The organism is Streptococcus infantis (assembly GCF_000963255.1).
GTDB classification, from domain to species: Bacteria; Bacillota; Bacilli; order Lactobacillales; family Streptococcaceae; genus Streptococcus; species Streptococcus nidrosiense.
The window spans coordinates 17,456-29,352 of the sequence record NZ_JYOV01000011.1; the positions used below are offsets into that span (position 1 = coordinate 17,456).

At 38.8% G+C, this 11,897-nt stretch carries 24 protein-coding genes; all 24 read left to right on the forward strand.

Translation table 11 applies throughout. The features are described from left to right. Positions 1-93 precede the first annotated feature (93 nt). The 24 genes from TZ96_RS04285 to TZ96_RS04410 all read left to right on the forward strand — a co-directional run bounded on the left by TZ96_RS04285 (position 94) and on the right by TZ96_RS04410 (position 11,877). Complete coding sequence (locus tag TZ96_RS04285; protein ID WP_045763046.1) at positions 94-279, forward strand: helix-turn-helix domain-containing protein; 186 nt, start codon at positions 94-96, stop codon at positions 277-279. Positions 280-291: 12 nt separating this feature from the next. Next, positions 292-498 carry a helix-turn-helix transcriptional regulator gene (locus tag TZ96_RS04290; RefSeq protein WP_045763047.1) on the forward strand — a complete coding sequence of 69 codons (207 nt, stop codon included), beginning with the start codon at positions 292-294 and terminating at the stop codon, positions 496-498. Positions 499-577: 79 nt separating this feature from the next. Beyond that, positions 578-1,288 (forward strand): ORF6C domain-containing protein, encoded by a 711-nt coding sequence (locus TZ96_RS04295; protein WP_045763048.1) that lies wholly within the window; start codon positions 578-580, stop codon positions 1,286-1,288. 93 nt (positions 1,289-1,381) lie between these two features. Next, positions 1,382-1,672, forward strand: a complete 291-nt coding sequence (locus TZ96_RS04300; RefSeq protein WP_052696554.1) for a hypothetical protein — start codon at positions 1,382-1,384, stop codon at positions 1,670-1,672. Between the two features lie 10 nt (positions 1,673-1,682). Next, positions 1,683-1,922, forward strand: a complete 240-nt coding sequence (locus tag TZ96_RS04305) for a hypothetical protein (protein WP_045763050.1) — start codon at positions 1,683-1,685, stop codon at positions 1,920-1,922. 20 nt (positions 1,923-1,942) lie between these two features. Then, a complete protein-coding gene (locus TZ96_RS04310) occupies positions 1,943-2,809 on the forward strand; it encodes a phage replisome organizer N-terminal domain-containing protein (protein ID WP_045763051.1) in 867 nt (288 codons plus the stop codon). Further along, a complete protein-coding gene (locus tag TZ96_RS11085) occupies positions 2,809-3,006 on the forward strand; it encodes a hypothetical protein (protein ID WP_045763052.1) in 198 nt (65 codons plus the stop codon). The genes TZ96_RS04310 and TZ96_RS11085 overlap by 1 nt, the downstream gene beginning before the upstream one ends. After that, on the forward strand, positions 3,003-3,224 hold the full coding sequence (locus TZ96_RS04320; protein WP_045763053.1) for a hypothetical protein: 222 nt from the start codon (positions 3,003-3,005) through the stop codon (positions 3,222-3,224). The genes TZ96_RS11085 and TZ96_RS04320 overlap by 4 nt, the downstream gene beginning before the upstream one ends. A gap of 1 nt (position 3,225) precedes the next feature. Then, positions 3,226-3,717, forward strand: a complete 492-nt coding sequence (locus TZ96_RS04325; protein WP_045763054.1) for a MazG-like family protein — start codon at positions 3,226-3,228, stop codon at positions 3,715-3,717. A 1-nt stretch (position 3,718) separates the two neighbouring features. Then, entirely contained in the window at positions 3,719-3,997 is a 279-nt protein-coding gene (locus tag TZ96_RS04330) for a hypothetical protein (protein WP_045763055.1), read from the forward strand. An 11-nt stretch (positions 3,998-4,008) separates the two neighbouring features. Next, positions 4,009-4,413, forward strand: a complete 405-nt coding sequence (locus TZ96_RS04335; protein ID WP_045763056.1) for a YopX family protein — start codon at positions 4,009-4,011, stop codon at positions 4,411-4,413. A gap of 146 nt (positions 4,414-4,559) precedes the next feature. After that, the gene (locus tag TZ96_RS10850) at positions 4,560-4,730 is read left to right on the forward strand and encodes a hypothetical protein (RefSeq protein ID WP_045763105.1); all 171 of its coding nucleotides are present in this window, start codon (positions 4,560-4,562) and stop codon (positions 4,728-4,730) included. Further along, positions 4,727-5,143: a single-stranded DNA-binding protein gene (ssb, locus tag TZ96_RS04345; protein WP_045763057.1), complete on the forward strand. Its 417-nt coding sequence runs from the start codon at positions 4,727-4,729 to the stop codon at positions 5,141-5,143. Before TZ96_RS10850 ends, ssb begins: the two co-directional genes overlap by 4 nt. A gap of 13 nt (positions 5,144-5,156) precedes the next feature. Then, positions 5,157-5,573 carry a helix-turn-helix domain-containing protein gene (locus tag TZ96_RS04350; RefSeq protein ID WP_052696556.1) on the forward strand — a complete coding sequence of 139 codons (417 nt, stop codon included), beginning with the start codon at positions 5,157-5,159 and terminating at the stop codon, positions 5,571-5,573. Next, entirely contained in the window at positions 5,566-6,321 is a 756-nt protein-coding gene (locus TZ96_RS04355; RefSeq protein WP_045763058.1) for a DUF1642 domain-containing protein, read from the forward strand. The genes TZ96_RS04350 and TZ96_RS04355 overlap by 8 nt, the downstream gene beginning before the upstream one ends. Before the next feature lie 238 nt (positions 6,322-6,559). Further along, on the forward strand, positions 6,560-6,850 hold the full coding sequence (locus TZ96_RS04365) for a hypothetical protein (RefSeq protein ID WP_045763060.1): 291 nt from the start codon (positions 6,560-6,562) through the stop codon (positions 6,848-6,850). Next, complete coding sequence (locus TZ96_RS04370) at positions 6,847-7,107, forward strand: DUF1372 family protein (protein WP_045763061.1); 261 nt, start codon at positions 6,847-6,849, stop codon at positions 7,105-7,107. Before TZ96_RS04365 ends, TZ96_RS04370 begins: the two co-directional genes overlap by 4 nt. Beyond that, entirely contained in the window at positions 7,107-7,358 is a 252-nt protein-coding gene (locus tag TZ96_RS04375) for a hypothetical protein (RefSeq protein WP_045763062.1), read from the forward strand. The genes TZ96_RS04370 and TZ96_RS04375 overlap by 1 nt, the downstream gene beginning before the upstream one ends. Beyond that, entirely contained in the window at positions 7,349-7,687 is a 339-nt protein-coding gene (locus TZ96_RS04380) for a helix-turn-helix domain-containing protein (RefSeq protein WP_045763063.1), read from the forward strand. The genes TZ96_RS04375 and TZ96_RS04380 overlap by 10 nt, the downstream gene beginning before the upstream one ends. After that, positions 7,684-8,085, forward strand: coding sequence for a transcriptional regulator (locus TZ96_RS04385; protein WP_033686224.1), 402 nt, complete (start codon positions 7,684-7,686; stop codon positions 8,083-8,085). The genes TZ96_RS04380 and TZ96_RS04385 overlap by 4 nt, the downstream gene beginning before the upstream one ends. A gap of 191 nt (positions 8,086-8,276) precedes the next feature. After that, on the forward strand, positions 8,277-8,819 hold the full coding sequence (locus tag TZ96_RS04390; protein WP_000397549.1) for a site-specific integrase: 543 nt from the start codon (positions 8,277-8,279) through the stop codon (positions 8,817-8,819). Positions 8,820-9,281: 462 nt separating this feature from the next. Beyond that, positions 9,282-9,608: an endonuclease gene (locus tag TZ96_RS04400; protein WP_042902965.1), complete on the forward strand. Its 327-nt coding sequence runs from the start codon at positions 9,282-9,284 to the stop codon at positions 9,606-9,608. A gap of 111 nt (positions 9,609-9,719) precedes the next feature. Continuing rightward, the gene (locus tag TZ96_RS04405) at positions 9,720-10,109 is read left to right on the forward strand and encodes a P27 family phage terminase small subunit (RefSeq protein WP_045763065.1); all 390 of its coding nucleotides are present in this window, start codon (positions 9,720-9,722) and stop codon (positions 10,107-10,109) included. Next, positions 10,102-11,877, forward strand: a complete 1,776-nt coding sequence (locus TZ96_RS04410; protein WP_045763066.1) for a terminase large subunit — start codon at positions 10,102-10,104, stop codon at positions 11,875-11,877. Before TZ96_RS04405 ends, TZ96_RS04410 begins: the two co-directional genes overlap by 8 nt. Positions 11,878-11,897: the final 20 nt, after the last annotated feature.

Genomic DNA, 11,897 nt, shown 5'->3' on the forward strand with positions numbered 1-11,897 from the left:
TCAATAATGATTATAACATGAGCAACAGAAAAACACAACATATTGTTAATTAAATATATTTGTTTAACAACATATAGTATCCGAGGTGTAAAAATGTGGGAACAATTAAACCGAATAATGCAGGAAAGAAATTTGAATGGCTATCAATTGTCTAAGATGTCTGGGGTCAACCGTAGTTTCTTTTCTGATTTGAAAAGCGGAAAGGTGAAATACCTTTCTTGGCCGAACATATGCAAAATTGCTGATGCGTTGGAAATCAGCATAGATGAATTAAGATAAGGAGGTAGGAACGTGCAAATTTATTTGTATCAACTAAGAAAAGAAAAAGGCATTACACAGAAAGAATTAGCTCAAAAACTTGGAATTTCTGAGACGGCATATCGTCAGAAAGAGAAGGGACAGAGCGCTTTTACTCAGGATGAAATGTTTTTCTTGCGTAGCTTTTTTGATAAACCTTTGCAAGATATTTTTTTACCAAGAAAGTCACCAAAACGGTAACAATATATTTGAAACCTAAAAAAGCACCTGATGGAAATCAGGCGCTAGAGGAGAGGTACATTATTTAGAAAGGAACATTATGAACGAAATTTTTAATTTTCACGGGCAGGAAGTCCGTACTTTGACAATTGATGACGAGCCTTGGTTTGTCGGGAAGGATGTTGCAGATATCTTAGGATATGCTAAACCACTGGACGCAATTTCTCGGCACGTTGATGAAGATGACTCCGTGAAATACGGACTCACCGACAATTTAGGCCGAACACAAAACACTATCATAATCAACGAATCTGGTCTTTACTCTCTTATCTTATCCAGCAAGTTGCCTCAAGCGAAAGAGTTTAAGCGTTGGGTGACATCAGAGGTCTTGCCAGCTATTCGCAAGCAGGGCGGATTTATACGTGAGGACTTGGACGAGGATGCCTTCATAGCTCTATTTACTGGACAAAAGAAATTGCGTGAGCAACAGGCGACCATGCTGGAAGATATTGACTATCTCAAGAGTGAGCAACCGATTCATCCAAGCTACGCTCAGTCGCTCCTGAAGAAGCGTAAAGCTCGTGTCGTTGCTTGCTTAGGTGGTATTGATAGTCCAGCTTATGCGGATAAGAATTTCGCTCAGTCAGTCTTTAGACAAGCTGAGATTGATTTCAAGGATCATTTTAATATCAGTCGCTATGACTTGCTACCGAAAAAATTCGCAGAAGCTGCTCTTGCTTACTGGATGACTTGGGAACCAAGTACCAATACTAAAATGAAAATTATGGAATTGAATGCGTATAGCGCATAAAAAAGCACCTGATAGCAATCAGGCGCATACTTAAATAATTAAAACCATTATATCACAAAAATGCTTGCCCGCATAGTTGAGAGGATGTAGAAAATGGAAGGAATAACGTTACAATTACGATTGGACGGCGAAAGTGCTGAATTGTTCACGAATCAATTATTGGCCTTTGCTGAAAAGCAGGTCAAGGAGCAGTTAGAGAATGATCGCATGCCAATCAATCAACAGGCTTTGATGAAGAAATTCGGCTTCACTCATGGCTATGTCAAGATGCTAGAACGCAAAGGATTAAGATTTCGTAAGCAAGGGAAAGATACTATGTACGATGTCAATGATGTTTATGAAATTTTAGAATTAGAAAAAGAAGTACGAAAATTGAGAGCATAAGGAGAACAAAATGTTTAAAGCAATTCGCACAATCAAAAAAATCAAACAACTTCAAAAAGAAATGCAGGCATTCAGCCTTACTTTTCTAACTATGCAAGAACTGGGCTTGGTTCCAGAAACCGAAAAAGGTAAGGCAAAAGCTCAAACGATGCATGACATAAGCCACATGATCAAGGATATTTTAGACGGCAGGTCAGTAGATGAAGCGACGAAGCGTCTAGATATTGTGGTAAAAGCTGATGTCGATTAGTAGAGAAACGGAGGGTATCAATGGCTGTTAAAAACAAGCGATACTACTGGATTCAACTCACTCAGGATTTTTTCAAATCAAAAGAAATGAAATTGCTTCGGAAGATTGCAGGGGGCGACACGCATACCATCATCTATCTCAAAATGATGTTGATTAGTTTGGAAGATGGAGGGTGCATCTACTACGATGGACTTGCTGATAATCTTGCTGAAGAAATCGCTCTTATGATTGATGAGAATGTTGAAGACATCAAAATTACTTTGCTTTTTTTAGAAAGCAAAGGTTTGCTGACTAGAAAAAATGACAGAGATTATTTCTTAGAGCAAGTTCCTGAGATGGTAGGTAGTGAAACCGCAAGCGCCAGAAGGGTTCGCAAGTTTCGAGAAAATCAATTGGCGTTACAATGTAACAACGATGTAACGAAGCGTAACGGAGATATAGATATAGATATAGATACAGAGATAGAGAAAGATGTAGATGAAAATCCAGTCGCACTCATCGTCGAAGAATATCAGTCTCGTATCGCTCCCTTGGATGGAACTCAATTTGAACTCTTGAAAGAGTTCATCACATTGGATGGCATGGAAGCGAAGGTTGTCCTGAAAGCAATTGGTCTTGCTGCTGATAATGGTAAAAGGAATTTTAGTTATATCAGAGCGATTTTGACGAATTGGAAAAACGATGGAGTTTTGACGATTGCAGCAGTCGATGAACGTGAGCGAGCGTACAAAGAAAGTAAAATCAAGGGTCAGTCAGGGAATCAAAAATCAAATGTTCCTGAATGGTCACAACCTAACTATGTCAACAATACCAGTGATGAGACCAAGAAGGAACTCGAAGAGCGTAAACGTGAACTACTTGAAAGGCTTGAAAATGGAGGTGGCTGATGTTTATCTTGAAACATGGGTCAAGAGAGGATAAACCGTTCTTGATGTCTGTGGCTATTAGTGTGACTGGCATTGATGTCTCGTATTCGGACGAGCGGAAGGCGATGCGGTTTATCTCTCGTGCAGTTGCGTTACAGGTTGGCAAGGCATTGAGAGTATCATTTGGGAATTTCTATCCGGTGGAGGTGAAGGGATGATAAATCTATACTTCATTTACAACGGGCACCGAAAGATGCTCATCGGGCGTTTCACACACATACATAGTGCAATCAATGAACTAAAGAAACATCAGGCTAGTTACTCAGCAATCAGTCATCCACGCTTTTGGAAAAGCATGAGTGGTGAGAACATCAGGATTGATTATGGATCCGTTGATTGCTACTACTTGATTACTAGGAAAACGGAGGAAAAATAAGATGAATACAAAAATGAATTTAGAAGAAAAGGTTCAACAGTGGTTTGTTGATAGAAATTTACATGAAGCGAATCCTGTCAAACAATTCTTGAAGCTGATGGAAGAGTCAGGTGAATTGTTTGAGGGTATTGCGAAGGATAAATCTGAACTGATTTATGATGCGCTTGGTGATATTCAGGTAGTTTTGATTGGGCTCGATCAACAGATTAAGAATGGTGCTCAGATTTCAGCGAATCAACAGGAACTTGAATTGCTGTTGATGGTTTCTAGTTTAGGTAATATAGCTCAAAAACTATACGCTCATATCTGCCACAACGAGACACAAGTTCCGTTAATCAAAGCAGACTTGATGTTTCTTGATAGCGTGGTTAGTACGGTTTCATTTTGCAATGGTACTACAGCTGAAAATTGCTTAGAAGAAGCTTATGAAGTCATCAAGGACCGCAAAGGTAAGATGATTGATGGGGTGTTTGTAAAAGAGGAGGATTTATAAAATGAAAAAACTAGGAATTTTTATTGGTGTATTACTCGTAACAATTATCTCACCGTTTGTTGTTCAATTTGGTTGGAATGAGATTGTAACGACAATCATTCCAGTTGATAAAATTACAGTCTGGCAAGCATTAGGGATGGATGCACTACTATCTTTCATCTGGCCTGTGTTATCTAGCAAAAAAGAATCTGAAGAGGATTATTCGTATGCTGTAAAGAGTAGTATTTCGAAAATCATTACATGTGCATTTTTAATTTGGTTAGCTAGTTTGTTTATTTAAGGAGTGTTAGCATGATAGCAAAATTTAGAGGGTTATCCATCGACGAAAACAGCAAAGGAGAATGGCAATACGGACATTTAATTGAAGATAGAGGAAGAGCATTTATTATCAACGAAGTGGTAGAAGCCAATGAACAATACATTACTATAGGTTCTTGGTGTCCTGTAAATATAGAATCAGTAGGACGTTTCACAGGGATGTTTGACAAAAATTTACGGGAGATATACGAGAAAGATGTTCTTGGTACAAAAGATGGATTGTTGAATGGTGTAGTCGAGTACAGATCTGATTTAGGAATGTGGACGAATAGTTTGATTAGATACAATAATTTCGAACGATTATGTACTGTGGCTAATTCAAGAGAAATCATCGGCAATATCCATGAGAATCCAGAACTTTTGGAGGTCAAGGAGTGAGATATTTTAAAATCCTATGTGTTGTTTTACTCACATTCTTCCTCGTAGCATGTCACCAGATTTCGAGTGGGACGGTGGTAGATAAGTACATTGATGAACCTCACACAACGTTCATACCTGTTAGTACAGGAAAAAGTTCGGTTCTCGTGCCAACAAGAACCAAAAGAAAATACATTCTGGTCGTTTCAGGTCGTGCAGGTAATAAGCAAGTTGAAGAAACGTTTGAAGTGACAGCTGAGGAATACAAGCACTATGAAATTGGTAATACTTTCATACAAGATGCCGTTTTAGAAAATGAAGAAGGAGATAGAGAATGATCAATAATGTTGTTTTGGTAGGTCGCTTGACTCGTGATCCTGAGTTACGATACACGCCATCAAATGTGGCTGTTGCGACTTTCAGTTTGGCAGTGAATCGCAATTTTAAGAATCAGGCAGGTGATCGTGAAGCTGATTTTATCAGTTGCATTATGTGGCGCCAACAGGCTGAAAATTTTGCAAATTGGATTAAAAAGGGTGCTCTTGTAGGAATCACAGGTCGCATCCAGACTCGTAGTTATGATAATCAGCAAGGTCAACGTGTCTATGTGACAGAGGTTGTAGCTGAAAGCTTTCAGCTTTTGGAAAAGCGAGATAAGACTGCGGACCATTCGAGCATGGAAAATCAGATGCCACCAAGTTTTGGAGCAAGTGATCCGATGGATATTCCAGATGATGGATTACCATTTTAAGGAGGTGTGAAGGATGAACAGACTGAAACAATTAAGACAACAAACAGGCGATAGACAAGAGGATGTTGCTAAAGCTATTGGCGTGACCCGTAGAGGGTATCAAAAAATGGAAAACGAAGAAAGCCAAATCAAATCAGATAAAGCTCAGAAACTTGCCAAATATTTTGGTGTAAGTGTAGGATATTTGCTTGGTTATGAACCTGAAAGTGAGCAAGTTGGCAATTATCAAAAAATAAAAATTTGCTTCTCTAATGGTGAAGAACTTAGTTTTCTAGTAAGAAACTTTACAGAAAAAGAATTGACAAAAATTACTAGCCAGTTCAACAATGGGAATTTGATGAGGATTAGAAATTTGTCTGTCAACCCTAAGAATGTCAATTATTTTTTTGTTGAAGACTTTGAAGAAAAAGAGGTGATTGAAGATGAATAAACAGGAATTGATTAAGCGTATAGAAGGTTTAAAAAATCTTTTCGGCAACAAATCAGAATATATCGAAATAGACTCGGTAATTAGACTTATTTCTGAACTAGACGAACCAGAAACAGGTCACGCAGACGAAGCTCCACGGTATGTTAAGAACATACTAGCACGATTGCGAGAATTGCCATTGCATGATAGAGAGGTCTGGTTGAAAGCTATCATGGGTGAATTTGAGCAAGATTTCAGCCATGCAAAATGGCGGGAAGGTTACGAGCAAGGCAAACTTGAGGGAGCATGGGTTGGTAATCAATTGAAAGATGCTGATAAGATTCGACAAGAATTGAATAAACCAGTGGTCCAACAATTCATTGCTGATTGGTATGAAGAGAATAAGGATGATTTTGAAGGGAATTTGTTTCGATGTGTCTATAATATTACATCGATTTTTGACGGTGCTAAACTTAATGAGTTTGAAAGGTGGTTTCTAATTGCTAGCACAAAATCATTTCAAACCCTCGTCAACATGCACCAGTTTGGCTACGAGGTGGAGGAAGAGAAGAAATATCGGGTAAAGGTGAAAGGCATTTGTGGAAATCACGAAACTTTGAACCGTGAGAAACATTCAAACAAATGGCTTTTCTCAGACCGGGAAGAAAACTCACTTTATGGCACACACCACACCCGAAAAGAATTAGAAGATGCAGGTTTCGGATGGGTATTCGATTGTGAGGGTGTTGAGATTGAGGAGGTGGAGTGATGAATCTTAGACAAAAAAGAAAACATTACAAATATTCTTATCGATATTTTATAGCTTACTATTCCGAGAATACTAAAGAATTTGTTATCCACTGTCCGAAAAAATATAAGAAAACGCTCAAAAGAAAACTTAAAGTTAACAAAAATTATGATTACGATGAATGTTGTAGGAAGTATTGGTTATACGAGGAATACTCTGGCAACATGCCAAAATTCATGAGAGGAAATGAGGTGGAGTGATGGTACAAACAATTGAACAAGCTACAAAAACTGAAAGCAAACGCATAAAAATCCCTGCGAAAATCAGACCGTTCGATGTAGGTTATCGAGTAGTAAACAAACACGGTCAACCGCTTGCCTTAAGAAATGGAGCAAGTATATTCGACTTACCTTTTCTAGCGGAAAAAGCCATAAAGAAAGAGTTTGGAAAAAACGATCCAGATTTTGATATTGAAAAGCATTCTGTTGAAGAGGTTGCTATTATCAATTTAAGTAAATTTCATAGCTACTTTGAGGAGGTCACAGAGTGAAACGATTCATCGCAATATGGATTCTGCTATCTGCTGGGTTGAACATCTGGCAGATGGACAAGATCCGTAATTTAGAAGAGAAGAAGCCGATGGTTATCTACAAAGCTGATAATCAAGGTGCAGAAATTAAAGGCAGAGTCTTACAAAAGGAGAAGATTGGCGACATGTACACTATCACAGTACAAAATTACGGAGTGTTTGTAGTTACTCAAACAAACTATGAATCTCTTAAAATAGGAGATGAGGTAAGATTGTAATGACAAAGTACAAGAAACCAACTTACATCATCATTCAGGAAGCGATGGCAGAGCGCATTAGATTTCTGGAAGATGAACTGTATGAAAGGGCCTATAAGGATATTGAGAAGCTAGAAGCTCAAAATGATTTCTTAAAAGGTCTTTGTAACAATCAACTTGAAATCATCATGGATTATGAATGGAAGCAGATGCAGGAGCAAGCTGAGTTCATAAAAGCTAATACTAGAAAGTGGAGAGCAAGATGCAGCTAAGACTGAAAGAACTTAGAGAGGACCTATGTCTCTCTGTAGGACAGATGGCAAAAGAAACAGGTGTTTCACAAAATACAATCCATTTGTATGAGCGAGGTGGATATCCGTCCATTAAGCAAATTGAAATGATTGCTAAAACCTATGATGTGAATCCTGCGTGGCTTGTTGGGTGGATAGATGATGAAATGATGCCTGGAGTCCAGGTCGTTGAAAAAGTGGTCTACAAAGAGAGCCCAACGGCAAGATTGCCGGACTATTTCAACAACAATAACGAAGGTAAGATTATCAAGTGGAAGAAATCACGAAGATTTCGAGGAGGTAGGATTTGAAGAAATTGAGCGACGAAGACCTCAAAACTTTAGACAGAGAACTCTTCAAATTTCAAAACGTTCAACGTACAATAGATTTGAGAAGGCTAGAATTAGAAACTCGAAACCCAGATGCTCAGAGTGGTCCTAGCGTAGGAATAAGCAAACCTACCGAAACTATCGCAATCAGAATCGCAGATGATCCAACCTTAAAATTTCTCGAAGGGTTCAAAGCTATTATTAACAAACTCTTGATCAATCTAGTTGATGAAGATAAGGAAATATTTAATCTGCGCTGGAGATATCCTCAACTGAGATGGGAAGAAATAGCAGAACAGAAATTCATGAGCAAAGCTACAATCTATCGACGTAGAAGGATTATCTTAGAACAGTACGCTATACTGAAAGGTGAGTTGTAAATAAGATTGAGACAAAAGACATCTTGAAGTCTCACGAAAAAAGGTCTATTATGATAGCATGAACTTCTGAAACAAAAACACACATCACACTCAAGGAGTCATCCTTAATTCTAGTCAAACAAGTTGTCCAACAGAAGTATCGTCAAGAGTCAGCAAATGCTGGCTTTTTGTTTTGGGAAAGGAGGTAGAACATGGAATTTGTATCACCGATAAAAGATAATGACGACATTCAGGCAATGAAAGATTATCTCAGAGAGTGGAATGAGATGTATTATATGCTATTCATTACAGGCCTGAATACTGGCTTGCGAGTCGGAGATATACTTACCTTGAAAGTTAAAGATGTTCAAGGTTGGCACATCAAACTGAGAGAACGGAAGACTGGCAAGCAGATAACAAGACGGATGACAAAAGAGCTCAAGAAAGAAATGAGGAGATATGTTGAAGGCAAACCATTTCATCATTTCTTATTCAAGAGTAGGCAAGGTCAGAATAAAGCAATTACTCGTGAGCGAGCCTATCAAATTATTCATGAAGCAGCTGAAGAGCTAGGCATTGATAACGTAGGAACTCACACGATGCGCAAGACTTTTGGATATAAATACTACAACAAGACAAAGGACGTAGGAACATTACAGAAGATGTTCAATCACTCATCACCAGCGATTACCCTGAGATACATAGGGATAGAGCAAGCAGAGCTTGATGACGCACTACGGAACTTTGTCATTTAATTTTTTTAGATATTACTTTCACATAATGAGTTAAGCATAAACTGAAAAAATCAAAGGCACGAAAAGCTAGGAGCTGTAAGGATTTGAGAATCAAGGGGAGTTTAACAAAATATAAGATATGTGAAAGTGAGGGATAAAATTGGTATAGTTGGAGGAAGGAACATTGGGAATATTTCTAGGATATCTAGTTGTTTATTTTTTTACCGTAATTATTTTAGTCGTTTTTTTTGATCATACAAAAAGAGATGTATTAGACTTCCTTGCTGAAGGGCTACGATTTATTTTCTTACCGTTCATTTTTCTTTTTGTATTAGTCTATGATTTTATAAAGAAAACAAAATGAGACAAAAGGCATCTTGAAGTCTCACAAAAAAAGGTTTATTATGGTAGCATAGATTTCTTGTATGAGGAGGGGATAGGTCAAAGGCCTGTCCCTTTTAGCATTGAGAAAGGAGGTTTGAGATGTATAACAAACCTATCAGACCATCCTTGAAATCTAAGAAGTGGGAGAAGTTCCGTGATAAGATTATGCGGAAGTTCGACTATCTTTGTCAAGAAAGTTTGAGGTATGGAATTTCAGTAGCAGCTGAAATGGTACATCATATCTTTCCTGTATCTGAATATCCTGAGCTTGAATTCGTTGAGTGGAATTGTTTGCCATTGACAAACAAGAAACACAATACGTTTCACGATAGAAAGAATGATAAGATTATCAATCAAGGATTATTTTGGCAAAGAAAGAGAAAAAAGGAATTTGAAGAATTTTATGGATACCCCCCACCTCTTTAAAAATTCATTTTGGCCAGTAGGGTACCGGTGAAGGGAACTTTTTCCAAGTCGGGGGCCTTCAAACAAAAAGGGGGTAAAAACTAAGCGATTTTGACGAAAGGAGGTAGTTTTTTGGCTAAACCAATTACAGCAAAGTCGATTAAGTCAAAAGTGGTCAAGCAGATGAAAGACTTGGGCACTTATCGTAAAGAGTTCGAAATGATCATTGACATTTTTGCAGGCATGCTATATCAGTATCAGAAACTTGCTCAAGATTATGCTGACATGGGTTATCCAGTAACAGACACCTACGTCAATAAGGCTGGTGCTGAGAATGAGCGCAAAGTTCCAATCTTGACAGCGATGGAAATTTTGAGGAAAGACATCCTCAGCTACTCTAATCAGTTGATGATGAATCCTAAGTCGCTCGGTGAGGTAGTAGAACAAGAAGGTGAGTCAGTTCTTACAGAAGTCTTGAAGTTTAAGAATGAACTGAAAAAGAAGCGAGTGAAAGATGGATAAAGACTTTGAAAAACGTTTTGCCGATTTTCGCCACGCTACAACCAATCTTGGGAAAGCTAAAGCCTATGTTGATTATGTCCTGAGCTATCAAGAGGAACATAACGAAGAACGGATTTTGGCTGCTGAACGCTTTTTGAGGGATTTGGAAAATCCAGCATATGAGCTTGATGAGGATATAGTGGATTTTGCCGTTCACTTCATTGAGAACTCAATTGTTCATCAGCAAGGAGATGACATGTTTGCCATGTCTATCCGTAACAAGCCTTTAATTTTGCAACCGTGGCAACATTTCACGGTTGTCAATCTCTTTGGGTTCTATCACGCTGGTACGAACGAGCGTAGGTTCAAAGAAGCCTTGATAATGCTGGCACGGAAAAACGGCAAGACCAGTTTTACTGCTGCTATTGCTTTGCTTTATCAGATTTTGGATGCCGATAGTGGTTCAAAATGCTATATCGTGGCCAACTCTGTCAAGCAAGCGCTGGAAGCCTTTAATTTCATCAAGTTCAACGTGGAACGATGGAATGAGAAATCTATCCGTATCAAGGACAATAACCAAGAACACTCTATCACAGCTAATTTTGGAGATGATGGGTCATTCTATATTCAGGCCTTGGCCAACGATGAGAGCCGTTTGGACTCTCTCAATGGCAATGTCACGGTCATCGATGAAGCTCACACGATGAGGAATAGTAAGAAGTATGGTCTTATGAAGAAAACAATGTCAGCATACCGAAACAGTATGCTTTTTGTTATCTCAACGGCTGGTGATATTCCTACTGGATTTCTTGCTAACCGCTTGAAATACTGTCAGAAAGTGCTCAAGCAGTTGGTACAGGATGAGGCTTTATTTATCTTTATTTGTAAAGCCAATCAGACAACGGATGGCGATGTTGGTGACTATCTTGATGATAATGTTTTGAAGATGGCAAATCCGTCTTGGGGTGTCACGGTGTCCATGCCTGCTTTGAGAGCTGAAGCAGAGCAAGCCATGAACGATCCACAGACTAGAAATGAGTTTTTCAACAAGACTTTGAATGTTTTTACAAACTCAATGAACGCTTATTTCAATCCTGATGAGTTCATTGCTTCAGACAGTTGTTACGATTGGACTTTGGAAGAACTGGCACGCTTGCCTATCCAGTGGTATGGTGGAGCTGACTTGTCAAGGTTGCATGACTTGACCGCAGCCGCCCTCTATGGTGTTTATCATGATGGGGAGAAAGATGTTGATATCTGCATCACACACGCTTTCTTTCCTCGTGTCAATGCTCAAAAGAAAGCCAATGACGATGGCATTCCACTTTTTGGCTGGCAGTCTGATGGTTGGCTGACGATGAGCAATACTCCGACCGTTCTCTATGATGATATTGTTAAATGGTTCATCAAGATGAGGGAGAAAGGGTTCAAGATTGCTGCTGTCGGAATGGATAGGAAGTTCGGTCGTGAGTTCCTGACGAAGATGAAACAAGCTCGGTTTAAGATGATTGACCAACCACAGCTTTTCTATCTAAAATCCGAGGGATTTAGACGGATTGAGTTCAAAGTTAAGAATAAAGAGTTTTACTATCTTCATTCTGATGCTTACGAATACTGTGTGAGCAATGTTAGAGCAATTGAAAAGGTGGACGATGCTGTGCAATATGAGAAATTAGACGGTGACGGTGGTACTGCAAGAATTGACTTGTTCGATGCCAGCGTTTTTGCTTGCATTCAGGCTCTTGCTAATCTTGGTAAGAATAGCGATGTGATGAGCTTCTTTGATTAGGTGGGATATGAAAGATATTT